The 23,221-nt window shown below is 65.8% G+C and carries 21 protein-coding genes and 1 pseudogene; 12 read left to right on the plus strand and 10 right to left on the minus strand.

Features of this window, described 5'->3' with window-relative positions; translation table 11 throughout:
* Positions 1 to 6: 6 nt before the first annotated feature.
* From LOC57_RS11045 to LOC57_RS11070, 6 genes are all read left to right on the plus strand, one after another.
* Positions 7 to 534 (plus strand): gamma carbonic anhydrase family protein, encoded by a 528-nt coding sequence (locus LOC57_RS11045; protein ID WP_229959705.1) that lies wholly within the window; start codon positions 7 to 9, stop codon positions 532 to 534.
* Between the two features lie 74 nt (positions 535 to 608).
* Positions 609 to 1,823 carry an ROK family transcriptional regulator gene (locus tag LOC57_RS11050; RefSeq protein WP_227914241.1) on the plus strand — a complete coding sequence of 405 codons (1,215 nt, stop codon included), beginning with the start codon at positions 609 to 611 and terminating at the stop codon, positions 1,821 to 1,823.
* 221 nt (positions 1,824 to 2,044) lie between these two features.
* Complete coding sequence (gene mmsA, locus LOC57_RS11055) at positions 2,045 to 3,610, plus strand: multiple monosaccharide ABC transporter ATP-binding protein (RefSeq protein WP_227914242.1); 1,566 nt, start codon at positions 2,045 to 2,047, stop codon at positions 3,608 to 3,610.
* A complete protein-coding gene (mmsB, locus tag LOC57_RS11060; protein ID WP_229959707.1) occupies positions 3,607 to 4,899 on the plus strand; it encodes a multiple monosaccharide ABC transporter permease in 1,293 nt (430 codons plus the stop codon). Before mmsA ends, mmsB begins: the two co-directional genes overlap by 4 nt.
* A 55-nt stretch (positions 4,900 to 4,954) precedes the next feature.
* Positions 4,955 to 6,037 (plus strand): substrate-binding domain-containing protein, encoded by a 1,083-nt coding sequence (locus LOC57_RS11065; protein WP_227914244.1) that lies wholly within the window; start codon positions 4,955 to 4,957, stop codon positions 6,035 to 6,037.
* A 199-nt stretch (positions 6,038 to 6,236) separates the two neighbouring features.
* A complete protein-coding gene (locus LOC57_RS11070; protein ID WP_227914245.1) occupies positions 6,237 to 7,325 on the plus strand; it encodes a Gfo/Idh/MocA family protein in 1,089 nt (362 codons plus the stop codon).
* A 217-nt stretch (positions 7,326 to 7,542) separates the two neighbouring features.
* Here LOC57_RS11070 and LOC57_RS11075 read toward each other — a convergent pair whose 3' ends face one another.
* The 3 genes from LOC57_RS11075 to LOC57_RS11085 are packed head-to-tail and all read right to left on the minus strand — an operon-like array spanning position 7,543 to position 9,349.
* Positions 7,543 to 8,139 carry a DUF3618 domain-containing protein gene (locus LOC57_RS11075; protein WP_227914246.1) on the minus strand — a complete coding sequence of 199 codons (597 nt, stop codon included), beginning with the start codon at positions 8,137 to 8,139 and terminating at the stop codon, positions 7,543 to 7,545.
* Positions 8,136 to 8,570 carry a phage holin family protein gene (locus tag LOC57_RS11080; protein ID WP_227914247.1) on the minus strand — a complete coding sequence of 145 codons (435 nt, stop codon included), beginning with the start codon at positions 8,568 to 8,570 and terminating at the stop codon, positions 8,136 to 8,138. The genes LOC57_RS11075 and LOC57_RS11080 overlap by 4 nt, the downstream gene beginning before the upstream one ends.
* Positions 8,570 to 9,349 carry a hypothetical protein gene (locus LOC57_RS11085; RefSeq protein WP_227914248.1) on the minus strand — a complete coding sequence of 260 codons (780 nt, stop codon included), beginning with the start codon at positions 9,347 to 9,349 and terminating at the stop codon, positions 8,570 to 8,572. The genes LOC57_RS11080 and LOC57_RS11085 overlap by 1 nt, the downstream gene beginning before the upstream one ends.
* 172 nt (positions 9,350 to 9,521) lie before the next feature.
* On the opposite strand from LOC57_RS11085, the gene LOC57_RS11090 reads away from it, so the two are divergent.
* The 3 genes and pseudogenes from LOC57_RS11090 to LOC57_RS11100 all read left to right on the plus strand — a co-directional run.
* On the plus strand, positions 9,522 to 10,064 hold the full coding sequence (locus LOC57_RS11090; RefSeq protein WP_227926910.1) for a hypothetical protein: 543 nt from the start codon (positions 9,522 to 9,524) through the stop codon (positions 10,062 to 10,064).
* A 5-nt stretch (positions 10,065 to 10,069) separates the two neighbouring features.
* A complete protein-coding gene (locus tag LOC57_RS11095; protein WP_227914250.1) occupies positions 10,070 to 11,536 on the plus strand; it encodes a glutamate--cysteine ligase in 1,467 nt (488 codons plus the stop codon).
* Positions 11,537 to 11,744: 208 nt separating this feature from the next.
* Positions 11,745 to 12,137 (plus strand): annotated as a pseudogene (locus LOC57_RS11100) (Hsp20/alpha crystallin family protein); the annotation flags it as partial.
* Between the two features lie 321 nt (positions 12,138 to 12,458).
* Here the strand turns inward: LOC57_RS11100 and LOC57_RS11105 are convergent.
* The 4 genes from LOC57_RS11105 to LOC57_RS11120 all read right to left on the minus strand — a co-directional run bounded on the left by LOC57_RS11105 (position 12,459) and on the right by LOC57_RS11120 (position 17,814).
* Positions 12,459 to 13,424: a bile acid:sodium symporter family protein gene (locus LOC57_RS11105; RefSeq protein WP_229959709.1), complete on the minus strand. Its 966-nt coding sequence runs from the start codon at positions 13,422 to 13,424 to the stop codon at positions 12,459 to 12,461.
* Between the two features lie 131 nt (positions 13,425 to 13,555).
* Complete coding sequence (locus LOC57_RS11110; RefSeq protein ID WP_331460660.1) at positions 13,556 to 14,791, minus strand: NADP-dependent isocitrate dehydrogenase; 1,236 nt, start codon at positions 14,789 to 14,791, stop codon at positions 13,556 to 13,558.
* 177 nt (positions 14,792 to 14,968) lie between these two features.
* Positions 14,969 to 16,582, minus strand: coding sequence for a bifunctional phosphoribosylaminoimidazolecarboxamide formyltransferase/IMP cyclohydrolase (gene purH / locus LOC57_RS11115; protein ID WP_229959711.1), 1,614 nt, complete (start codon positions 16,580 to 16,582; stop codon positions 14,969 to 14,971).
* A gap of 269 nt (positions 16,583 to 16,851) precedes the next feature.
* Positions 16,852 to 17,814, minus strand: coding sequence for an endonuclease domain-containing protein (locus LOC57_RS11120; protein WP_229959713.1), 963 nt, complete (start codon positions 17,812 to 17,814; stop codon positions 16,852 to 16,854).
* A 145-nt stretch (positions 17,815 to 17,959) separates the two neighbouring features.
* On the opposite strand from LOC57_RS11120, the gene LOC57_RS11125 reads away from it, so the two are divergent.
* Positions 17,960 to 19,312 (plus strand): MFS transporter, encoded by a 1,353-nt coding sequence (locus LOC57_RS11125; RefSeq protein WP_229959714.1) that lies wholly within the window; start codon positions 17,960 to 17,962, stop codon positions 19,310 to 19,312.
* Here the strand turns inward: LOC57_RS11125 and purN are convergent.
* On the minus strand, positions 19,309 to 19,890 hold the full coding sequence (gene purN, locus LOC57_RS11130; protein ID WP_229959716.1) for a phosphoribosylglycinamide formyltransferase: 582 nt from the start codon (positions 19,888 to 19,890) through the stop codon (positions 19,309 to 19,311). The two genes, LOC57_RS11125 and purN, sit on opposite strands and share 4 nt — an antisense overlap.
* Positions 19,891 to 19,930: 40 nt before the next feature.
* On the opposite strand from purN, the gene LOC57_RS11135 reads away from it, so the two are divergent.
* Positions 19,931 to 20,362 carry a hypothetical protein gene (locus LOC57_RS11135; RefSeq protein ID WP_227914257.1) on the plus strand — a complete coding sequence of 144 codons (432 nt, stop codon included), beginning with the start codon at positions 19,931 to 19,933 and terminating at the stop codon, positions 20,360 to 20,362.
* Here LOC57_RS11135 and LOC57_RS11140 read toward each other — a convergent pair.
* Together LOC57_RS11140 and LOC57_RS11145 are read right to left on the minus strand one after the other, a co-directional pair.
* Complete coding sequence (locus LOC57_RS11140; RefSeq protein ID WP_229960063.1) at positions 20,359 to 21,624, minus strand: cell division protein PerM; 1,266 nt, start codon at positions 21,622 to 21,624, stop codon at positions 20,359 to 20,361. The genes LOC57_RS11135 and LOC57_RS11140 overlap by 4 nt on opposite strands.
* Before the next feature lie 145 nt (positions 21,625 to 21,769).
* Positions 21,770 to 22,516: a sulfite exporter TauE/SafE family protein gene (locus LOC57_RS11145; protein ID WP_227914260.1), complete on the minus strand. Its 747-nt coding sequence runs from the start codon at positions 22,514 to 22,516 to the stop codon at positions 21,770 to 21,772.
* A gap of 22 nt (positions 22,517 to 22,538) precedes the next feature.
* Between LOC57_RS11145 and LOC57_RS11150 the strand changes: the two genes are divergently transcribed.
* Positions 22,539 to 23,174 (plus strand): DUF1684 domain-containing protein, encoded by a 636-nt coding sequence (locus LOC57_RS11150; RefSeq protein ID WP_229959718.1) that lies wholly within the window; start codon positions 22,539 to 22,541, stop codon positions 23,172 to 23,174.
* Positions 23,175 to 23,221: the final 47 nt, after the last annotated feature.

Genomic DNA, 23,221 nt, shown 5'->3' on the forward strand with positions numbered 1-23,221 from the left:
GGTCCCATGGCACACATCATTGAATTCCGGGGCTCTGTCCCGTCCGTTGATCCCAGTGTTTTCCTAGCGCCCACCGCCTCCCTGATCGGCGATGTGGTGATGGCTGCCGACTCCAGCGCTTTCTACGGCGTCAGCGTTCGCGCAGACTCCAACAGCATCCGGGTAGGGCCCGGCAGCAACCTGCAGGACAACGTGGTGCTGCACGCGGATCCGGGCTTCCCGACGGCGGTGGGGGCAGGGGTGAGCGTAGGCCACAACGCTGTGATCCACGGCTGCACGGTGGAGGATGACTGCCTCATCGGCATGAGCGCCACCATCATGAACGGGGCCGTCATCGGCGCCGGTTCACTCGTGGCCGCCGGCGCCCTGGTCCTCGAAGGCACCGTGGTTCCGCCCCGCTCGCTGGTAGCGGGTATGCCTGCCAAGGTGCGGCGGAGCCTGACGGACGAGGAATTTGCCGGGGTGCAGGCCAACGCCGCGAACTACCGGCGCACCGCCGCGGAACACCGGACCGCCGTTGCGGGGCAGTCCTAGCTGCCAATCGGGTCCGCGGCCTACTATTGCGTTCAATTCTTGACGACAAGAGTGTGATGTAGCACTCTTAATTTATGCCAGCCGATCCATCCTCAGCGTTGAGGACAGTCCCGACCACGGGCTCAGAGAGCTCCAAACCGGGCTCCCAAAGCGCCCTGCGCGAACGTAACCGCCAGCGCATCATCACCGCCCTGCTGGCCTCCGGACCGCAGACCCAGGCCGAATTGTCCCGGCAGACCGGACTCTCCAGCGCCACCGTATCCAACATCGTGCGCCAGCTGCATGAGGACCATCTGGTCAGCACGGAACCGACCACCAGTTCCGGACGGCGCGCACTTTCCGTGCGGCTGAATGACACCGGTGCCGTGGCGGCGGGCATCGACATCGGCCGCCGCCACGTCCGGGTGGTCCTGGCCTCCCTGGGCTACCGCATCCTGCAGGAAGAATCCGTGCAGCTGCCACTGGGACACTCGGCCGCTGAAGGCATGGACGCAGCCGCCGCGCTGCTCGCCCGGCTGCTGCGCCGGCAGGGCGTGAACCGCAGTGCCGTCCTCGGCGCCGGCGTCGGGATTCCCGGCCCCATTGACCGGCGGACCGGCACGGTGGTCCAAGGCGCCATCCTGCCCGAATGGGTCGGCATCAACATGCGCGCGGACTTGGCGGACCGCCTCGGCATGCCGGTCTTCATCGACAACGACGCGAACCTCGGTGCCCTCGCAGAAGTGACCTGGGGTCCGCACGGAGGCACGGCAAACCTCATCTTCATCAAAGTCGCCTCCGGCATCGGAGCAGGGCTGATCATCAACGGCTCCCTGTACTACGGTCACGTGGGAATCACCGGCGAGATCGGCCACGCCACCATCAACGAACAGGGCGTGATCTGCCGCTGCGGCAACCGCGGCTGCCTGGAGACCATTGCCTCCACGTCCACCATGATCGAACTGCTGGGCCGCGCCTCCAACGGCCCCGTCACCACCGCGGACATCCTGGCCCGGGCGGCCGCCAAGGACCCTGCCACCCTGCGCGTCATTGACGACGCCGGAGTGGCCGTGGGGCGTGCAGCGTCCAATTTGGCCAACACCCTGAATCCGGAAACCATCGTTATCGGCGGTTCCCTGACCGACCTCGGGGACTGCTTCCTGGAGCCGGTCCGCCGCGGCCTGCTCCGCCATGCCGTCCCGCTGGTGGATGAAACCACCGCGGTGCAGATGTCCTCCCTCGGGGACCGCGCCGAGGCACTGGGCGCGGCTGCACTCGTCCTGCAGGAACAGGGCGCCCCGGCCCGTTAGTCCTGCTCCGGCAGTTTTGGGGGCTCAGCAAATCCGCGTCATTCCGCCACTTTGCGTTCAAGACTTGACGGCAGTGCCTGTGACCCTGTTAACTTCGTTATCGGCTCACCTGTGGGCCATGTCACGACAAAGAGGTCACATGGAGGCACTCATGCGAGCAGTAACAGCTCCGGCAGTGAACGCGCCCAGCGCGCACTGCCCCAACGGCGGGAACAACGCCCATGTCGGCTAACCCGTTCATTCTGGAAATGCGCTCCATCACCAAGGAATTCCCCGGCGTTAAAGCCCTCTCGGATGTGTCCCTGAAGGTCCGTGCAGGCGAAATCCACGCCATCTGCGGTGAAAACGGCGCCGGCAAGTCGACGCTGATGAAAGTCCTTTCCGGCGTTTACCCGCACGGAACGTACACCGGCGATATTGTCTTCAACGGCAACGACGTCCAGTTCCGCGATATCCGTTCCAGCGAAGCCGCCGGAATTGTGATCATCCACCAGGAACTGGCGCTGATCCCGGAACTGTCCATCGCGGAAAACATCTTCCTGGGCAACGAACCCACACGGTTCGGCGTCATCGACTGGGATAAGGTCAACTTCGACACCCTGGACCTCATGGAGCGGGTGGGCCTGAAGGAAGACCCCACCACCCCCATCAAGGACCTGGGCGTGGGCAAGCAGCAGCTCGTGGAAATCGCCAAGGCGCTGAGCAAGTCCGTTAGGCTGCTGATCCTCGACGAGCCCACCGCCGCGCTCAACGAAACTGATTCCCAGCACCTGCTGGGCCTGATGTCCGGGCTGCGCGACAAGGGCATCTCCTGCATCATGATTTCGCACAAGCTCAACGAAATTGAGCAGATTGCCGACTCGATCACCATCATCCGCGACGGCAAGTCCGTGGAGAGCATCGACGTCGCCGTCGAAGGCGCCGACGAGGACCGCATCATCCGCGGCATGGTGGGGCGTTCGCTTGAATCCCGCTTCCCGGACCACACTCCCAAGATCGGCGAGACCTTCTTCGAGGTCCGTGGCTGGACCGTCGGCCACCCGGCCATTGCGGACCGGCTGGTCTGCAAGGGTTCGGACTTCCACGTAAAGCGCGGCGAAATTGTCGGTTTTGCCGGGTTGATGGGGGCCGGCCGCACCGAGCTGGCCCGGTCCATTTTCGGCCGCTCCTACGGAAACTACATTTCCGGCCAGATCATCAAGGACGGCAAGGAAATCACGCTCAAGAGCGTGCACTCCGCCATCAACCACGGCCTGGCCTACGTCACCGAGGACCGCAAGACCCTCGGCCTGAACCTGCTGGATGACATCAAGGCCACCACGGTTTCCGCGGACCTGAAGAAGATCACCCGCGGGCTGGTGGTGGACGACGACGCCGAGTTCCGCCACGCCGAGGAGTACCGCAAGTCCCTGCGCACCAAGGCCCCGACCGTGGACGAAGGCGTTTCCAAGCTTTCCGGCGGCAACCAGCAGAAGGTTGTCCTGGCCAAGTGGATGTTCACCGACCCGGATCTGCTGATCCTGGACGAACCCACCCGGGGCATCGACGTCGGCGCCAAGTACGAGATTTACGGGATCATCCAGCAGCTGGCCAACCAGGGCAAGGGCGTCATCGTGATCTCCTCGGAGCTGCCCGAACTGCTGGGCCTGTCAGACCGCATCTACACCATCTTCGAAGGTGCCATCACCGGAGAGCTCTCCAAGGACGAAGCCGACCAGGAGAACCTCATGAGGCTCATGACCTCACCCGCCAAGAAAACCTACGCCGCACAAGGAACCCTTTCATGAACGCCATCAAGCAGCTCCTGGGCGGCAACGGCCGCCAATTCGGGATGATCTTCGCCCTGGGCATCCTCGTTGTCCTGTTCCAGCTCCTCACCGGGGGCAAGACACTCACGTCCACGAACATGATCAACCTGTTCAACGGCAACTCCTACATCCTCATCCTCGCCGTCGGCATGGTCTTCGTGATCATCGCCGGCCACATCGACCTCTCCGTCGGATCCGTGGCCGCCTTCTCCGGCATCGTCGTCGCCATGGCCATGCGGGACTGGGGACTGCCCTGGTACGCCGGCATCGTCCTGGGTCTGGTGGTGGGTGCCGCGATCGGCGCCTGGCAGGGCTTCTGGGTCGCCTACGTCGGCATTCCGGCGTTCATCGTCACGCTGGCCGGCATGCTGATCTTCCGCGGTGCAAACCAGTGGGTCGGCAAGTCCAACACAGTGCCGGTCCCCTCCGAATTCCAGTTCATCGGCGCCGGTTACCTGCCCGAAGGCGGCCCCATCCCGGGCTACAACAACCTGACCCTGCTGATCGGCCTGGTCCTGTGCGCCGCGGTTATCTACGGCGAAATGCGCAAGCGCGGCCGCAATGCCAAGCTCGGCACGGCCAACCCGCCGGCCTGGGTGCCGGTAGTCAAGATCGGCCTGCTCTGCGCCGTCATCCTCTACGCCACGTACCTCTTCGCCACCGGCCGTCCGGGCACCTCCTTCCCGGTCTCCGGCATCATCCTCGGCGTCATGGTCCTGTTCTACGGTTTCGTCTCCAACAAGACCATCCTGGGCCGCCACGTCTACGCGGTGGGCGGTAACCGGCACGCAGCCGAGCTCTCCGGCGTGCAGGGCAAAAAGGTCAACTTCATGGTCATGATGAACATGTCCATCCTGGCCGCCCTGGCGGGCATGATCTTCGTTGCCCGCTCCACCGCCTCGGGTCCGTTCGACGGCACCAACTGGGAGCTGGACGCCATCGCGGCCGTCTTCATCGGCGGTGCAGCCGTCTCCGGCGGCGTCGGTACCGTGGTGGGTTCCATCGTGGGCGGCCTGGTCATGGCCGTACTGAACAACGGCCTGCAGCTGCTGGGCGTTGGCGCTGACCTGACCTCCATGATCAAGGGCCTGGTCCTGCTGCTCGCCGTGGCACTGGACGTCTACAACAAGACCCAGGGCAAGCCCTCCATCACCGGCCTGCTGATGCGCAATCTGGGCGGCAACAAGCCCAAGCCCGCACCCGCCGTCGTCGACGCCACCCCGGAAATGCCCACGGGCACCAAAACCGTCATCTCCACCGACGCCTAATCCTTTCCATTGACCGGCAATATCCTCCAGTACCGCTATCAAGAAAGAGAACATCATGCGTAAATTCGCAAAGTCCTTCGCCGTTGTCGCAACGGTGGCAGCACTGTCGCTGTCCGCCTGCGGCCGCGAAGAAGAATCCGCTTCCGGATCCGAGTCCGGCTTCGGCGAAGGTGCCGCCATTGGCGTTGCCCTGCCGCAGAAGACCTCCGAAAACTGGGTCCTCGCCGAGAAGCTGTTCAACGACGGCCTCAAGGACGCCGGCTTCGAAGGCCAGGTCCAGTTCGCCAACGGCGGCGTGTCCGAGCAGCAGAACCAGATCAGCTCCATGATCACCAACGGTGTCGAGGTCCTGATTGTCGGCGCTATCGACGGCAAGCAGCTCGGCTCCCAGCTGCAGGATGCCAAGGATGCCGGCATCACCGTCATTGCCTATGACCGTCTGCTGACCAACACTGAAAACGTTGACTACTACGTGGCCTACGACAACTTCAAGGTTGGCGAGCTGCAGGGCCAGGCCCTGCTGGACGGACTGAAGGAAAAGAAGCCCGAGGGTCCGTACAACATCGAGCTGCTCGCCGGATCCCCGGATGACGCCAACGCCCAGGTCTTCTTCGACGGCGCCATGAGCGTGCTGAAGCCGGAAATCGAATCGGGAAACCTCAAGGTCGTTTCGGGCCAGACTGAGTTCAACCAGGTTGTAACCCAGGGCTGGAAGGCCGAGAACGCCCAGAAGCGCATGGACACCCTGCTCTCGGCCAACTACGCCTCCGCTGAGCTGGACGGCGTCCTCTCCCCCAACGACACCCTGGCCCGCGCAGCACTGACCTCGGTTGAGGCCGCCGGCAAGACCCTGCCCGTCATCACCGGCCAGGACTCCGAGGTTGAGTCCGTGAAGCTGATCATGGAAGGCAAGCAGTACTCCACGATCAACAAGGACACCCGCAACCTGGTGAACCACTCCATCGAGATGGTCAAGGATCTGGCTGCCGGTGAAGACGTCGAGGTCAACGACGACGAGAGCTACGACAACGGCAAGAAGGTTGTTCCGGCCTACCTGCTGGAGCCGGTCATCGTCACCAAGGCCAACGCTGCCGAGGCGTACGCCAATGACCCGACGCTTTCCCCGCTGGTCAAGTAGCACCACCGGTACACTGCTGCCGTAATAACCCGCCCCTTTAGGGCGGAACAGCCCGGGCTCCCCGCTACAGGGGACCCGGGCTGTTCCATCTGCCGGCGCCGGCCATCCGCGAGGACTGCCTGCCGTCCGGGCCTAGGCCCCGGAACCCGGCAACCATAGAGTATGGGGTACTCCCTCAACGACGCGGAAGACGAGGACCATGACTGCCGTTCAACACATTCCCACACCACCCTGCGTACAGCCGGGCGCCCCCAGCCCCGTCCAGTCCACCGGCCGGACCCTGCGCTGGGGCGTAGTTGCCACCGGCAACATCGCCGAGCGTGTCACCGAAGACATCGCCCGGCTCGAAGACGCCGTCCTGCAGGCGGTCAGTTCGCGCCGGCAGGCCACTGCTGAGGACTTTGCCGAACGCTTCGGCTTTGCCGCCAGCTACTACGATGCCGACGGGATCCCGGGGTACGACCAGCTCTTCGCCGACGGCGACGTCGACGTGGTCTACATCGCCTCCCCGCACGCCCAGCACTATGAAATTGCCCGCCGGGCCCTGGAAGCCGGCAAACACGTGCTGTGCGAGAAGTCCATGACCATCAATGCACGGGAGGCCGAGGACCTCATTGAGCTGGCCCGCAGCCGCAACCTGTTCCTGATGGAGGCCGTCTGGACCCGCTTCCTGCCCTGCATCAACCGGATCTGGGAGCTGGTAGCTTCCGGGGAACTCGGGGACATCAACTGGGTCCAGGCGGACCTCGGCTTCCCTGCTCCCTACGATCCGGCCAGCCGGCTATGGGACCCTGCTGCCGGCGGCGGCGCCCTGCTGGACCTGACGGTCTACCCGCTGACCTTCGCCCTGGGCACCCTCGGATACCCGGAGACCGTGCACGCGGTGGGCACCCTGAATCACCAGGGGGTGGACAGCCAGAATGCCCTGACCCTGGGATACGCTTCCGGCGGGTTCGCCCAGCTGACCTCTTCCCTGGTCTCCTCCTGCCCCCGGACTGCCCTTATTTCCGGCAGCAAGGGCTGGCTTCGCACCGGTTCGCCGCTGCACAACCCGGTGGAACTCACCATAGTTCCGCATACGGGCGAGGCACGGGTGGAGCGCTTCCCGCAGGTCGGCAACGGCTACACGTACGAACTGCGGGAGGTCACGCGGTGCATCCAGGAGGGACTGGTGGAGAGCCCCACCATGACCTGGGCTGATTCGCTGCGCACCATGAAGCTCTTTGATGCCGCGCGGGCCCAGATGGGCGTGCTTTACAGCAACGACGAAGCCGCGCTCCCCCGGTAGGGCTTTCCTTCCGTCCACCGGGTTAAAAACGACGGCGGCGGCGCCCCCCGGGAGGGGGGGCGCCCCCGGCGGAATTGGCCGGCGAGCCCCCCGGCCCCCCCCTGACCCCGACTAAACCCCCCCGCGGCCGCCCCCCCCCCGGGGGGGGCCCCCCCCCCCCGTCGATATTGCCCTTCTCCCCGGCCGTCAGCCCGGGAGCGGCTGCATCCGGCACCGGTTAGGCGTTGCGGACGTTCTGCGGTGCGTCGGAAGCAGAATCCTTGACGTCCGCGGCGGCCGCCTGCCCCTCCGACTTCACGTTCTGCGCGGCGTCAGTCGCAGTGGACTTGATGTTCTCCATCGCTTCCTGTGCGGGCTCCTTGAGCCCCTCCGCCATTTCCTTCGCGGCGCCAGCCAGTTCGTCCGTCATCGGCTGGGCGGCGGTCTTGATGTTGTCCGCAGCGACGCGTTCCTTCTCGCTGGCGGGGATCAGGGAAGCGGCCAGCAGGCCGGCGCCGAAGGCGATCAGGCCCGCTGCCATCGGGTTGCCCTGGGCCTTGTTGACCACGCGGCCGGGAGCGTCGGAAACGGCCGAACCGGCAGCGGACATTCCGTCGGAAACGCTGCCTCCGGCGTTTGACGCGCTGTTGCCCATGGAATCAGCCACACCCATCACCTTGTCCTTTACTCCGAAAACCTTGTCCTTCACCTTGTCCGTCTGGCGCTGGACGATGTGGGAGGGAGTTACTTTGTCCGCCACAGCGTCAACGTTGGTACCCAGGCGCCGGCGGGTTGCTTCAATATCGGCGCGGATCTCATCAGGGTTTTCACTCATCGTGTTTCCTCGCTTGGTTTCATGGTCTGGGGAATTTCCTGCAGGGTTTCAGACGTCTGCGGCATACCGTTGATCTTCTTCATCTCAGTGCGTCCGCGGCTGGCCAGGACTGCGGCGATGATCGCCCAGATAACGGCCACGATCACTGCGGACCAGCCGAAGCCGATGGCCGTGGTGCCCAGTGCGTACCAGAGCGCCACGGAGAGGAAGAGGAGAACGAAGTACCCGGCGACGGCGGCTCCGCCGAACATTCCCGCGCCCTTTCCCGCGCGGGACGCAGACTGCTTGAGTTCGACCTTCGCCAGGTCCACTTCCTGACGCATCAGGGTGGACATGTCCTGGGTCACCTGGCCGAGCAGATCACCCAGGGAGGTGGTTTCCGCCTTCGCCTGTGCCGCAGTGGGTGGCATTTCGGGCATTTCGGTACTCATCAGTGCCGACCACCGCTGTAGGGATCAGCTGCGGGAACGCCGGTGTTCGGCGTGGGCGGCAGCGTCTGTGCCGAGGCGGGGCCGGTGCCGGCCGGGCGGACCGGCTCGCTGCCGAACGGGTCATCCAGTGCTCCGGTACTGCCGGCGGTTCCGGTGGTGCCGACGGTCGGCTGTGCGGCAGGGGCCTGCGGAACCGGCGCCGCCACGTGCTGTCCGGAGGAACCGGCGGTTGCGGTGCCCTGCTGGGGACGGCCGGCGCTGATGCTCTTGTTCAAGCGGCCGGCAAGGAATCCGGCGCCCGCTGCAATGGCAAGGAAAGCCATGGGACGCTGGCGGGCAAAGCCCTTCACTTCGTCAACGAGGGAGCCCGGCTCGCGGCCGTCCAGCCAGGTGGCCACGGAGGAGGCGCGGTTGGCGGCTTGGCCGACGAGGTCCGTGGCGACGCCGGACTGTCCCGACTGTGCCATGGAGTGCAGTTCATCGGCCATGGAGCGCAGGCCTTCGGCTACCTTCTGCTGCTGCACCCCTGCCTGCTCAGTCAGATCCGAGCGGGCCTGCGTGAAGAGATCCTTGGCGTTGCTCTTGACTTCAGAGGCGACGCCTGCCGCCTCGGTCTTGGCCGTGTCAGCCACCTGTGCTGCGTTGCCCTTTGCCTGCTGGGCAATGTCACCGGCCTGCTGCTTGGCAGCGTCGGCCTTGGCTGAGGCGGTCGAATCGCTGGCGCCTCCGGCCGGAGTAGCCGCATGGCTTCCATCGCGCGGGCTGTAATTCTCTGTCATCATCGCTCTCTTTCGTCATTCCAACTGCTGATCAAGATCGGATGTACCGGATTCACCAATACTAAGCACACTTAGTTCTCAATGTGTAGCGTGTTAGGATCATAAGTGCCCTTGCTAATGTTTACCGCGCGTGGTTGTCTTTTTTGCACCAACAACCCACAGGAGCAATACATTGGCTGCAACCCTGATTACGCGCTCTGTACACGACCTCACCGCCGCGGCTTGGTTCGGCGGTTCACTGATGGGCGCCGTTGGCCTCAACGGTGCCACGGCGGAGGCCAAGGATCCCACCGAAAGGGCCCGTCTTTCGGCACTGGGCTGGAAAAAATGGGCACCCATCCAGGCCGCTGCCATTGGCATGCATTTCCTGGCCGGACTCGCCCTGGTCGGCGACAACAAGACCCGCATCGCGGCGCAGGAAGGTGTTGGGCGCTCAACCGCCTACAAGACGGTGGTAACGGCCCTGGCGGCAGTGGTGACCCTGTACTCCGGCATCCTCGGAAGCAAGGTGGAGAAACTCTCCGACCAGGGCAGCCAGGGCGCCACGGAGCCCCGCGCCGGCGCTTCCGATGAACTCAAGTCCGCTCAGCGCCAGCTTAAAATCCTCCAGTGGAGCATTCCGGCCCTCACGGGCACCGTGGTTGTGATGGGCGCCCAGCAAGGCGAGATGCAGCGTCCCATCAATGTCTACGAGGGCTTGAAGAAGAAGAAGTAGCGGCCATGGGTGCTGAAGTCTCAAGCAGGACCTTCAGCCGGGCGCAGCGGACGGCGTACCGCCAGCGCCTGCTGGAGAACCTGGACCATTTCGCCCATTACCTGTCGACGGCGCAGTTTGCCGATTCGGCCAGTATTGGGTTGGAACTGGAGCTAAACCTCACGAACCGGGACTTTTCGCCTGCCCTGCGCAACCAGGCCGTCCTCGAGCGCATTGCCGACCCGGCATTCCAGACGGAAATCGGCGCCTTCAATATCGAAATGAACCACCCGGCCATGTCGGTGGGGCAGTTCGGCCTGAAGGATCTCGAGGACAGCCTGCGGGCCCAGCTCAACCGGGCCGACGAGCGGGCGGCACAGGAGTCCGCGGACATCATGATGGTGGGGATCCTCCCCACCCTCACGCCGGGCTTCATGGACGGCTGGGAGTGGCTCAGCAGCGGACAGCGGTATGCAGCCCTTAACACCTCGGTGCTGCAGGCCCGCGGCGAGGATGTTCTGCTGGACCTCTCGGGGCCGGAGCCGCTGTCCTTTTACGCCCAGAACATTGCCCCCGAGGCAGCCTGCACCTCGGTGCAGCTGCACCTGGAGGTCTCCCCCGAGGAGTTTGCCCCGGCCTGGAACGCGGCTCAAATGATAGCGGCGCCGCAGGTTGCCCTGGCGGCGAATTCGCCGGTCTTTATGGAGCACCTGCTCTGGCATGAGACCCGGATTGAACTGTTCAAGCAGGCCATTGACACCCGGCCGCCGGAAATGCGCAACCAGGGCGTCCGCCCGCGTGTGTGGTTCGGTGAACGGTGGATCACCTCCATCTTCGACCTGTTCGAGGAAAATGTCCGGTACTTCCCGGCGCTGCTTCCCGAACTGTCCGGCAACGGCGGGGAAACCACCCCGTTCGGGGCGCCCCTGCTGCCGGAACTCCGGCTCCACAACGGCACCGTTTACCGTTGGAACCGGCCCATCTACGATCCGGGCAGCGGCACACCGAACCTGCGGTTGGAGAACCGGGTCCTTCCCGCCGGTCCGTCCGTGCTGGACGTGGTGGCCAACGCTGCGTTCTACTACGGGCTCGTGGAATACATCCGCACCGCAGACCGTCCTCTCTGGAGCCGGGTGGCATTCAAGACCGCCTCGGACAACTTCCTGACCTGCGCCCGTCACGGCCTGGAAGCCACGGTCTACTGGCCCGGCATTGGCGAGATTCCCGTGGCGGAACTGATCGTGCGGCACCTGATCCCCCAGGCCGCAGAGGGACTGCGGGACCTGAAGGTGGATGCCTCCCTGATTGACCGGTACCTCAATGTGGTCACCGAGCGCGCCCGGACCGAGCAGAACGGGGCCGCGTGGCAGATCGCCATGCTCCGCCGGCTCGAGGAGTCAGGCCTGTCCCGTCCGGCAGCCCTGAGTGAACTGTCCCGGCGGTACTGGGAGAACATGCACAGCAACGCGGCGGTGCACTCCTGGCCGCTGTGAGCACCGTACCCGCGGTGCCCAACGGCCCCGGGGCCGGATTACGGCTTCCAAGCCGCGATCCATCGCCGTGACCTAGCACTCACTATTAGCGAGTGCTAGCGTGATTTGCACCGTTGGGCCACTGCGGCTCAGCCTGTTTCTCCGTTTTCCAACAACCGGCAACACCACCGGTGCCCGGCGGGCGCCGGCGCAAGAGGAGTTGATGACAATGGCGATGAAGTTTGACCCGTTCCGCGAACTCGACCGGATGGCAGGGGCGCTCCTTGATCCACGGCAGCGACTGCGGCTGATGCCCATTGACCTCTACCGCGAGGGCGACCACTACATCATGAACGCGGATCTTCCCGGCATTGATCCGGGCTCAGTCGATGTGGATGTGGACGGGCAGCTGCTCACTATCCGCGCGGAGCGGACCATCCACGCCACCGAAGGAGTCACCTGGCTGACGCGGGAACGGGAAAGCGGAACGTTCCTGCGGCAGTTGAACCTGGGCCAGGGCATTGATATTGACTCCATCTCCGCGAAGTACGAGAACGGCGTGCTCAGCGTGTTCATCCCGGTCAGCGAGCGTTCCAAGCCGCGCAAGATCGAAGTGGCTGCCGCTTACAAGGACGGGCACACCATCTCCGGCCAGACGACGTCGGAGCCCGCGTCGGTGTCCTCCGGCTCAGGCAGCTCCGGCTCAGGCAGCGCAGGCTCAGGCAGTGGCGGGTCCCAGGGCTCCGGCAGCGGCTCCCCCGGTTCGTTCAGCCAGACCAGCGGCGGCTCCGGCGGATCGGGTTCCGGCGGACAGTCCTCCTCCGGGGGCCCCACGTCCTCGGGTGACCAGGGCGCCGGCATCTAGCTGCTTCCCGACGCAGCAGGCCCCGGGTTTCCACCCGGGGCCTGCTGCGTTGCTGCACACCTGCTGCCCGGCGTGCAGTCAGTGTGAGGGCCGGCGCTGCCAGATCGCGGCCATCAATGCGCCGGAGACGTTGTGCCAGACCGAGAACACGGCCGCCGGCAGAGCTGCTTCCGGTGCGAAGTACTGTTTGGCAAGTCCCGCCGCCAGGCCGGAATTCTGCATTCCGATCTCAATGGCCATGGTCCGCCGGGAGGGTACGGGCTGCCGGAACAGCTTTGCTGCACCGTAGCCCAGTCCCAGGCCCAGGCCGTTATGCAGCACAACGGCCAGCAGGATCAGCCAGCCCGCAGTGAAGATGGCCTCGGAGCTGCCCGAGACGACAGCAATCACCACGAACGTGATGGCCGCTACCGAAACCCAGGGCAGGACCGGCAGCACCCGGTCAACCAGCTTCGGCACCAGGTACCGGATCACCAGCCCCAGTATCACCGGGATCAGGACGATCTGAACAATGGACCAGGCCATGTTTCCCGCATCGACGGCCATGTACCGGCCAGCCAGCCACAGAGCCAGCAACGGGGTCAGCAGCGGGGCCAGCAGCGTGGAAACGGAGGTCATGGCCACGGACAGCGCCACGTTGCCCCGGGCCAGGTATGTGACCACGTTCGACGCCGTGCCTCCGGGGGCACAGCCGACCAGGATCACGCCGGCCGCCAGTTCCGGACTGAGTTGAAGCGCCCACGCAATCCCGAACCCCAGCAGCGGCATAATCACGAACTGGGCCACCACCCCCAGCAGGACGGGGAGCGGCTGGCGGGCCACCAGGGCGAAGTCGGGAAGGGTGAGAGTCAGGCCCATCCCGAACATAATCAGCATCAGGCCCGGATTGATGTAGGCGGACAGACCGGTGAAGGGCTGCGGGAAAAACAGGGCAACCAGTCCGCCGGCCACAATCAGCAGCGGGAAGACGGTCACCGCTATGCGGGCACTTCGCTCTTCGGCGGCGGAGCCGGGCTTGGACGGTGCGGCGGTGGAGTTCGACATCCCCACATGGTGGCACCGCCGCAACCCCTGCGCTACTTGTGACGCCGGTGTTACCGGGCTTAACGGCGACGGGGGGCCCCCCCCCCCCCCGGCGCGGCGCCCGCGGCCGGTTGGGGGGGGGCCGCGGATAACTAAGGGGGGCCCACGGCACCCAGACGGGCCTTGAGGTTCTCGTCCAGTGCGGCGAGGAACTCTTCGGTGGTCAGGTACGGCTGCTCGGGTCCAACCAGCAGTGCAAGGTCCTTGGTCATCTTGCCGGATTCAACCGTCTTGATGACAACGTCCTCAAGGGTTTCGGCGAAATTAATGACCTCGGGGGTGTTGTCCAGCTTGCCGCGGTGCATCAGGCCGCGGGTCCACGCGAAGATCGAAGCGATCGGGTTCGTGGAGGTGGGCTTGCCCTGCTGGTGCTGGCGGTAGTGGCGGGTGACCGTACCGTGCGCTGCTTCGGCCTCAACGGTCTTGCCGTCCGGGGTCATCAGCACGGAAGTCATCAGGCCCAGCGAGCCGAAGCCCTGTGCAACGGTGTCGGACTGGACGTCGCCGTCGTAGTTCTTGCAGGCCCAGACGTAGCCGCCTTCCCACTTCATTGCGGAGGCAACCATGTCATCGATCAGGCGGTGCTCGTAGGTGAGCCCGGCTGCTTCGAACTGGTCCTTGAACTCGGCGTCGAAGACTTCCTGGAACAGGTCCTTGAACTGGCCGTCATAGGCCTTCAGGATGGTGTTCTTGGTGGAGAGGTATACCGGGTAGTTGCGCTGCAGGCCGTAGGCGAAGGAAGCGCGCGCGAAGTCCTTGATGGAATCGTTGAAGTTGTACATACCCATGGCGACGCCGCCATCTTCGTTGTACGTGACAACCTGCTGCTTGATTTCTTCGCTGCCGTCGGCCGGGGTGTAGGTCAGGGTCAGCGTGCCGGCACCGGGAACCTTGAAGTTCGTGGCCTTGTACTGGTCGCCGTGGGCGTGGCGGCCGATGATGATCGGCTTGTTCCAGCCCGGGACCAGGCGCGGGATGTTGGAGATGATGATCGGCTCGCGGAAGACCACGCCGCCCAGGATGTTGCGGATGGTCCCGTTCGGGGAGACCCACATCTTCTTCAGGCCGAATTCCTCGACGCGTGCTTCGTCCGGGGTGATGGTGGCGCACTTGACGCCCACGCCGTGTTCCTTGATGGCGTTGGCGGCATCAATGGTGACCTGGTCATCGGTTGCGTCGCGGTTCTGGATCGAGAGGTCGTAGTACTTCAGGTCTACGTCCAGGTACGGGTTGATCAGGCGGTCCTTGATGAACTGCCAGATGATACGGGTCATTTCATCGCCGTCGAGCTCTACAACAGAGCCCACAACCTTGATTTTCTCAGCCACACGTACTCCTAGTGTGTTGGTGGGCACCGGAGCATGTCTTGTGGCATGACGGGACCCGTCTTTTTAGCTTGTATTTGAGTCCAACTATGCCACAGCCCACTATCCCGGCCCTAAACCGCGGGACGGTGCATTACCTGCACGGTCCCGCGGTTCCAGGCGCGGCGGAGCGGGTTTTTCCTAGTGGAAGAAGTGTCGTGCCCCGGTGAAGTACATGGTGACCCCCGCCGCAGCAGCTGCTTCAACCACTTCGCTGTCCCGGATGGAGCCGCCCGGCTGCACCACGGCGCGGACGCCGGCGTCGATCAGGATCTGCAGGCCGTCCGCGAACGGGAAGAACGCGTCCGACGCCGCCACGGAACCGCGGGCGCGGTCCTCGCCGGCTGCACCCAGGCTGTTGGCGCGTTCGACGGCGAGCCGGCAGGAGTCCACCCGGTTCACCTGGCCCATTCCCACGCCTACGGAGGCGCCGTCCTTGGCGAGCAGGATGGCGTTGGACTTCGCCGCGCGGACCGCTGCCCAGGCGAAGGCCAGGTCGGCCATGGTGGCCTCGTCTGCCGGCTCCCCCGCGGCCAGGGTCCAGTTCGCCGGGTCATCGCCCTCGGCCTGCAGCCGGTCCGATTTCTGGACCAGCACGCCGCCGGAAACCTGCCGGAATTCAGCGGCACTGCGACCGTAGCCGTCCGGCAGGGCAAGCAGCCGGATGTTCTTTTTGGCGCTGAGGATGTCCACGGCCTCCGGCTCGAAGTCGGGGGCGATCACCACCTCGGTGAAGATGTCCTTCACGGTCTCGGCCATGCCTGCCGTGACGGTCCGGTTGGCGGCGATGACTCCGCCGAACGCCGAGACCGGATCGCAGGCATGCGCCTTGGCGTGCGCATCCGCAATGGGATCGGCTGCACCGGGCGAGGCCACGGCGATGCCGCACGGGTTGGCGTGCTTGACGACGGCGACGGCGGGTCCATCGAAATCGAAGGCGGCGCGCAGGGCGGCGTCGGCGTCGACGTAGTTGTTGTAGGACATGGCCTTGCCGTGCAGCTGGTCGGCCTGGGCGACGCCGGGCTGTCCGTCCTGCTCTACGTACAGGGCTGCGTCCTGGTGCGGGTTTTCGCCGTAGCGGAGCACTTCGGCGCGTTCCAGGGCCAGGCCGGTGAAGGCCGGCCACTTGGAGCCGTCTTCGGTCCCGTCGCCGAACTGCTCTGCGGTCCAGGTCGCAACTGCGTTGTCATAGGCGGCGGTGTGGGCAAAGGCTTCGGCGGCGAGCCGGCGCCGCTGGGCCAGGTCGAAGCCGCCCTCGGCTGCTGCGGTGACGACGTCGGAGTATTTGTTCGGGTCCACCACCACTGCAACGGACGGGTGGTTCTTTGCGGCGGCGCGGACCATGGAGGGACCGCCGATGTCGATCTGCTCCACCACGTCATCCTGCGCTGCGCCGGAGCGGACGGTTTCCACGAAGGGGTAGAGGTTCACCACCACGAGGTCGAAGGGTTCAATCTCCATCTCCTCCAACTGGGCCACGTGGTCCTCGCGGCGGCGGTCTGCCAGGATCCCGGCGTGGACGCGCGGATGCAGGGTCTTGACCCGCCCGTCGAGGCATTCGGCGAAGCCGGTGACCTCGGAGACCTCGGTGACCTCGATGCCGGCGGCGGCAATCTGCTTGGCCGTGGATCCGGTGGACACAATCCGGACACCGGCTGCCGAAAGGCCCTGCGCCAGCTCCGTCAGCCCCGTCTTGTTGTAAACCGAGATCAGGGCCCGGCGGATAGGAACACGGTCAAGGACAGGGTTGCTCACAGCTGACACTCCAAAGGGGTTGATGAAGGGCGTGCAAAAGGCCGTACGGCCATGCGGAAAGTTTATGCCTATGTGCTCCGGACCACGCCTGCGGGGCTGTAACAACGTGTCTTGGCCGCGCTGGGGCCGGGCAAAGACCGGTCCCTGCACGCGATCGAAAAGGCAAAAATTACCGTCAAAGGGAACGAAAAGGCACAATTTACCGATTTTCGGCACAATATCGGTAAATTTTGCCTTCTCGTGGGGCACGCTGCGTCAGGCCGGCCGCGTCAGGCGGGCTGTCCGGGTCGCCAGCCGCGCGTCAGGAGGGCAGCGCGAACCTTCTCCGCTGCTGCGGCTTGGTTGCCGGGCCGCAGGTGCTTCTTGCTGAAGCGCAGCACCACCCATCCCAGCCGTCGAAGGCGGTCGTCGCGCTCAATGTCCCGGTGCCACTGGTCCGGATTCAGCAGGTGATGCTCGCCTTCATATTCAAGCGCAATCCGCAGCCGCACATATTGCAGGTCCGGCCGGGACACGCGCTGCGCCGCCGGACCGATAATCCATTGGTTTACTGCCGGCTCCGGCAGCCCGGAACGCCGAATGAGCAACCGCAACCTGGTTTCCTGGGCCGAGTCCGCGCCTGGGCGCATCAGCTCGAGAGCGGTGCGCGCGGTGGATGCACCGCGGTTTCCCGCTCTGCGCAGCAGAACCTCCTGCAACTCCTGCATACCGCACAGCGGATCCGGTTGGGACAGGTAGCCACCGCGGTCCGGCGCATCCCTCCGCCGCAGCAGGGAGTCCCCCGCAGCCACCAACTCATCGGGAGACAAGAGAGCGGCCAGGTCGCGCCAAGTCCAAGCCGGTGATGTCACCAGCAGCCCTCCGGCCCGGACCACGTCCAGTTGCAGAAGGGGTGCATGGTGCCCGACGACGCCCTTCCTCCGCGGCTGGCTGAACCGCAGCGGCCGGGTGAGGTGCAGCGGTTCGGGCCCGAAGCGGTACGGCAACCAGATGCCCCACAGGGCGGCGGCGGTGGTGTGGCTGGCCACCGTAGTGCCGGACGCCGGGGCAAGCGGCCGCACCGCATCCGGCAGGGCGGATGCTGCCCCGCGGACCGTACGCAAACCGTGCCCGGCGCCGTCGTACGCCCTGCGCCGCAACTCCGACGCCGGCACGCCGCGTGCCCGCGCCTCTGCCACGGAGAACACCGGTCCGGGCAGCCCGATCCCTCCCGCCCGCTCCGGTTTGCCCATCACCACATGGTGCCCGGTCCCGCGAGTCTTCGGCGCCTTATCCACAGGTGGGGGCCCCGCACGGTATTGTTTCCCCGACGCCATTGACCCCCGGCACGCAGCCACCCCTCCTGCACCCCGCATCCCCGGAAGGCCCCGAACCAACATGTCCATCACCAATATGCTGCCCACCGGTGACCAGGTGGTCCAGAACCTGCCGTGGCGGTGGAAGGTCCAAGGCCGGATCTTCCTCATCGGCGGACTCGGGTTTATGTTCGATGCCTGGGACGTAACGCTGAACGGCGTGCTGATTCCGCTGCTGTCCAAGGAATGGGGGCTGACGGCGCCGCAGGCCGCCTGGATCGGCACCGCGAATCTGCTGGGCATGGCCATTGGTGCCTTCGTATGGGGTTCCATTGCCGATGCGATCGGCCGCAAGCGAGCGTTTTCCGCTACCTTGCTGGTGTTTTCCCTCTTTACCGTGCTGGGTGCGTTCTCCCCGGACATTGTGTGGTTCTGCATTTTCCGCTTTATGGCCGGGTTCGGACTGGGCGGCTGCGTGCCGGTGGACTACGCGCTCGTTGGCGAGTTCACCCCCAAGAAACAGCGCGGCCGGGTGCTGACCGGGATGGACGGCTGGTGGCCGGTGGGTGCCGCCCTGTGCGGGCTCACTTCCGCTGCGATCATGGCCACCTTCGCGGATTGGCGGTACACCATGCTGGTGATGGTGGTCCCCGCCCTGCTGGTGTTCTGGGTGCGCCGTTCGGTCCCCGAGTCCCCCCTCTATCTGGTCCGCAAGGGCCGCACCGATGAGGCGGCCGCCGTCATCAACAGCCTGATCCGGCGCACCGGGGGAACCCAAACCCAGTGGCGGCTGCCCGAACCGGAGGAACCGGAAAAGCTGTCCCTGCGCACTATGGGCGCCCAACTGGGCGACCTATGGAGGTTCAGCAGCAAAACCACCATCACCGCATGGTCCCTGTTCCTGACCATCCTGCTGGTCTACTACCTGGCGCTGCAGTGGATGCCCAAGATCCTCGTTGACGCCGGGTTTGCCGAGTATCGGGCGTTCCTGACCACCTCGGGCATGGCAGCCGTTGGCCTGCTCGGAGTTATCGCGGCGGCCCTGCTGGTGGAGAAGGTTGGCCGGAAGTGGATCCTGGCGGTCACCGGTCCGCTGTCCGCCGCCATCCTGGTGGTGGTGGCGCTGGTGGTGGACCTGCCCACTGCGGCAACGGTGTGGCTGCTGGCCTACGGATTCGTGGTGCAGGTGGCCATCCCCGTGCTGTATGCCTACGTCTCGGAGCTCTACCCCACCGAGCTGCGCGGCAGCGGTTTCGGCTGGGCTTCCACCGTCTCCCGGGTGGGGGCAGGCTTGGGTCCGCTGCTGTTCGTCTCGGTGCTGTGGCCCCATCTCGGGCTGGCGCTGTCGTTCGCCCTGGCAGGAGTGCTGGTGCTAATGGCGGTGCTGTGGATGGCCCGGTTCGCACCCGAGACCAAGGGTGCGGCGCTGGACTAAGCCGGCGCCGGCAACCCTTCCCGGCTCAACCGGTCCAGGGTGTCGATCAGCAGCCGCCGCTCCTGGACCTTGATGCGCTCGTGCAGGGACTCCTCGGTATCGCCGTCGAGCACCTCCACCGCGGCCTGGGCCAGGATCGGGCCGGTGTCCACGCCGGCGTCGGCCCAGTGCACCGTGCAGCCGGTGATCTTCACGCCGTAGGCCAGGGCATCCCGGACGCCGTGTGCCCCAGGGAAGGAAGGCAGCAGCGCGGGATGCGTGTTCAGGTACCGGCCGTTGAACGCGTTGATGAACTCCTCATCCACAATGCGCATGAATCCCGAGGAGAGCACCAGGTCCGGCGCGTAGGAAGCCACCGTTTTGGTGAGCGCCCGGTTCCAGTCCGGCCGGGCCGGGAAATCGCGGAAGGGCACCACGAAGGTGGGGACGCCGGCGTCGGCCGCCCGCTGCACCCCGTAGGTGCCGGGCCGGTCCGCGCCCACTGCCGCGATGTCTATATCCAGCCGGCCGTCGCTGACGGCGTCGAGCACGGCCTGAAGGTTGGAGCCGGTACCGGACACGAGGACTACGATGCGCATGCGTCAACCATAGGGTGCGGCGTCCCCTAGGCTTAAACCCATGAATGACGACGGCGCGCAGTACAAGACCCAAACCCTCGCGGAGCAGAGCCGCCGCCCCGGGGCGACCGACGAGCAGAAGAAGAACGCGGTCCGCTATGTCCGCGTGTTCTGGCTGCTGGTGCTGGTCATGCTGCTGAGCAGCGGCCTGGTCCTGCCGTGGAAGCTGGTGCCGCTGGCAATCGGGCTTGTCGCCTTCGTGGTGGGAATCATCGCCCTGGTCAAGCTGGCCCGCCGGCGGATGGGTGCCCTGCTGCCCGTCCTGGTGTCGCTGGGCCTGGTCATCACCTTCCTGACCACCCTGGGGCTGGGCTTCATGGTGGCCATCTGGGACCAGACCGTAACCTATGAAACATGCATGCGTTCGGCGCTGACCTTGGACGGCGCGGAGGCCTGCCAGGCCGAGTACCTGCCCTTCCAGCAGATGCGCTAGACCGCGGCCCGCTGTTTCTCGGGTTTGGGCTCACGTTCCAGCCAGGGACCCATGGCGTAACCGATGACGACGCCGGCCCCCACTTCGGCAGCTACCCACAGTCCCAGCCACAGCGGATCCGGGCCGAGCTGCACAAAGCGCCCGATCCCCAGCGACCCGACGGACAGCCAGGCGGCCCCGGCCGCCAGCAGTCCCGAGACCAGTCCGACGATCGCGCCGAGGACCAGCGTGGACACTGGTGCCGTGAACCAGCGGGCGCGGATCTTGATGGAAAGCCACTCGTCGAAGTGGTTTTCGCCCTCGCGCAGGAACCACCAGCCGGCCAGGATCCCGGCCACCACCGGTATCAGCAGCGCCGCGTATCCGTATTCCATGCTCCCCGTAGGCAGGGCGGCGAGGATGGGCAGCGCGGGCAGCGGACCCACCGTGGTTTCCAGCGGACTGATGATGCTTCCGGTGCCCAGGGAGAATCCGGCGCCCGAGGCCCAGCCCAGGGTCCACACCACAAAGTTGGGCATCAGGCCCAGCTCGACGACGGTCAGCACCGTTCCGCCCAGCACACCGGCGCCGAGCCGTTCATACACGGAGACCATTTCGGCCCAACTCATCACCAGCGTCACCACGAGCAGCAATGAGGACAGGCCCAGTGCGGCCACGATCCCCACCACCGCGGCACGCAGGGCGGCCCACATGTAGGAGCCGGCCCAGCGGGAATGCTGGCTGGTCCGGGCAATCCAGGCGGTCAGGTCCATGCCGATCAGCCGCACCCAGGATCCGGCTTCGATCCGGGCCCCCACAATCAGGCCGGCGCCTGCCGCGATGAGGGGCAGCAGCGCACCGGCGGCCACCGAAATCCGCACCCCGTCGGTGCTGCTGAAGTAGGCGGCTGCCGCGCCCAGCAGCGCATAGGCGCCCAGGGCGCCAAGCAGTGCCTGCCAGAGCTGGTCCGTGTAGGAGGCCCGGGCCAGACGGCGGCCGGCACGCCAGGACAGGAAGAACGGGATCAGCGTCAGCCCGAGCGGGAAGAAGGAGAGCAAACCGGAGGCCGGACCCGTTCCGAGTTCTCCGGCGGCGAAGCTCAGCTGCAGCGGCACGCCGTGGATGAGCAGCCAGGCCTGGCCGCCGAGGCGCGCCAGGGATGTGAAGTCGATATCGGTGAAGCCGTTGGCCAGCCACACGCCCACCAGCGGCAGCAGCACCAGCAGCGCGGAAAGCACGGCAGCCTGGCCCAGTTCAAACGTTCCCTGCAGCCAGAGTGGCATGGGCGGCACACCCGGCTTCTTCGGCCGCAATAAAATCTTCATCGCTTCTATCGTGCCATCCGGTCCGGTGCAGCCCGATGAGGTGCCTGCGTGAGTCGGGTAACTGCGGCGGGCACGGCCGTGGTGTCAGCGGTGCCGATGCCGGTCAGAGGTCGTACAGGCCCTTCACCAGTGCCGTGGCTGCACCAATGAACGCGATGACTACTACTGCCAGCCGGGCCTGGTCGTCGCGGATGAACCGCTGCAGCTTCTCCCCCGCGTAGATGCCGCCCACAATCATGACCCCCACCAGCACCCAGGCCCAGGGCTGGAACGGAGGCATCTGGCCGGGGTCCAGGATCAGCTTGGAGGTCAGGGTGACGGCGGCGGTGGTCACGAAGAACGGCTGCAGGGTAGCGGCGAACGGGCGCTGCGGCCAGCGGGCCAGCAAGGCGTACACACTGACGGCGGGGCCGCCGACGCCGGCCATGGCATTGGTGATGCCCGAGGTGAAACCGGCCACGGCCTTGGGGGTATTGCCGGTCAGCTGGATAGAGGTGCGCTGCAGGAACAGGGAGATACTCAGGGCCACCAGTACGACGGCGCCCACGGTGACTGCCAGTGGGGCCGCGGGCAGGTACACGGCGGCCGCCGAGGCCGGTACGCTGGCGCAGACCGCCGGGATGGCCAGCCACCGGTACATGGACCAGTCGATGTCCCGCCAAACCCGGCTCATGATCAGCAGCGAGGACACGAGGCCGCAGATGTTCACCATCAGCACGCCGCCGTGGGAACCGAGGATGATCACGAGGAACGGAGAAATGAGCAGCGCAAAGCCTAGACCGGCGATCCGCTGGGCTATCGCGCCGATAAAGATGGCGACGAGCACCACAATAAGAAGTCCGGTAGTCACCCGAACACACTACGCTGGACAAATGCTCTCTCCCGTCACAGCCCTTGCCACCGCCGATTGGCGCCGTAACACTTTCGCCCTTTATGAGCAGGCGCGTCGCGCTGCCGAGGGGATCTCGGCGTCGCACGCCCATGCCCTCTGGGCCACCGGCCGGGATCGGCTCTTCGGCACGCACCCGGCCTCGCCCCTCCCGGAAGATGTCCGCCGCCGGTTCCGCGGTTTGCGCACCGCCCGCTACGATCCGGCGTTCCGGTTCGAGGCCGTTATTGACGGCGCCGGTGCCGGCGAGTCGATGGAGGTGGCCACCGGAACGGACGGGACGGTGCCGTTCACCCGGCTCGGGACGGTGAACGTGGACGGGGTCGGCAGCCTGGCGGTATGGAACCTGGACACGTACGGCGGCGGAATTTTTGTGCCGGTCCGCGATGCCAGTTCCGGCGCCGACGGCGGCAGCTACGGCGGCGGGCGCTACCTGCTGGACACGATCAAGGGCGCCAGCCTGGGACCGGGCAGTGAACCCGGCAGCTTGGTGCTGGATTTCAATTACCTCTACAACCCCTCCTGCGCCTATGACGAGGCGTGGGCCTGCCCGCTGCCCGGCCCGGCGAACACCGTGGACACCGCGCTGCCGGTGGGCGAACTGTACGTGAAGTACTAAGACGGCCGATGCCCGTCCGGCCGCGGCGCCGGGCGGGCAACACGGAG

The sequence above is a fragment of the Arthrobacter sp. zg-Y750 genome (assembly GCF_020907365.1).
Taxonomy (GTDB): domain Bacteria; phylum Actinomycetota; class Actinomycetes; order Actinomycetales; family Micrococcaceae; genus Arthrobacter_B.

Coding starts and splice junctions, on each gene's coding strand:
- LOC57_RS11045 (WP_229959705.1), top strand. CDS start 7: ATGGCACACATCATTGAATTCCGGGGCTCTGTCCCGTCCGTTGATCCC.
- LOC57_RS11050 (WP_227914241.1), top strand. CDS start 609: ATGCCAGCCGATCCATCCTCAGCGTTGAGGACAGTCCCGACCACGGGC.
- mmsA (WP_227914242.1), top strand. CDS start 2,045: ATGTCGGCTAACCCGTTCATTCTGGAAATGCGCTCCATCACCAAGGAA.
- mmsB (WP_229959707.1), top strand. CDS start 3,607: ATGAACGCCATCAAGCAGCTCCTGGGCGGCAACGGCCGCCAATTCGGG.
- LOC57_RS11065 (WP_227914244.1), top strand. CDS start 4,955: ATGCGTAAATTCGCAAAGTCCTTCGCCGTTGTCGCAACGGTGGCAGCA.
- LOC57_RS11070 (WP_227914245.1), top strand. CDS start 6,237: ATGACTGCCGTTCAACACATTCCCACACCACCCTGCGTACAGCCGGGC.
- LOC57_RS11075 (WP_227914246.1), bottom strand. CDS start 8,139: ATGAGTGAAAACCCTGATGAGATCCGCGCCGATATTGAAGCAACCCGC.
- LOC57_RS11080 (WP_227914247.1), bottom strand. CDS start 8,570: ATGAGTACCGAAATGCCCGAAATGCCACCCACTGCGGCACAGGCGAAG.
- LOC57_RS11085 (WP_227914248.1), bottom strand. CDS start 9,349: ATGACAGAGAATTACAGCCCGCGCGATGGAAGCCATGCGGCTACTCCG.
- LOC57_RS11095 (WP_227914250.1), top strand. CDS start 10,070: ATGGGTGCTGAAGTCTCAAGCAGGACCTTCAGCCGGGCGCAGCGGACG.
- LOC57_RS11105 (WP_229959709.1), bottom strand. CDS start 13,424: ATGTCGAACTCCACCGCCGCACCGTCCAAGCCCGGCTCCGCCGCCGAA.
- LOC57_RS11120 (WP_229959713.1), bottom strand. CDS start 17,814: ATGGGCAAACCGGAGCGGGCGGGAGGGATCGGGCTGCCCGGACCGGTG.
- LOC57_RS11125 (WP_229959714.1), top strand. CDS start 17,960: ATGTCCATCACCAATATGCTGCCCACCGGTGACCAGGTGGTCCAGAAC.
- purN (WP_229959716.1), bottom strand. CDS start 19,890: ATGCGCATCGTAGTCCTCGTGTCCGGTACCGGCTCCAACCTTCAGGCC.
- LOC57_RS11135 (WP_227914257.1), top strand. CDS start 19,931: ATGAATGACGACGGCGCGCAGTACAAGACCCAAACCCTCGCGGAGCAG.
- LOC57_RS11140 (WP_229960063.1), bottom strand. CDS start 21,624: ATGCCACTCTGGCTGCAGGGAACGTTTGAACTGGGCCAGGCTGCCGTG.
- LOC57_RS11150 (WP_229959718.1), top strand. CDS start 22,539: ATGCTCTCTCCCGTCACAGCCCTTGCCACCGCCGATTGGCGCCGTAAC.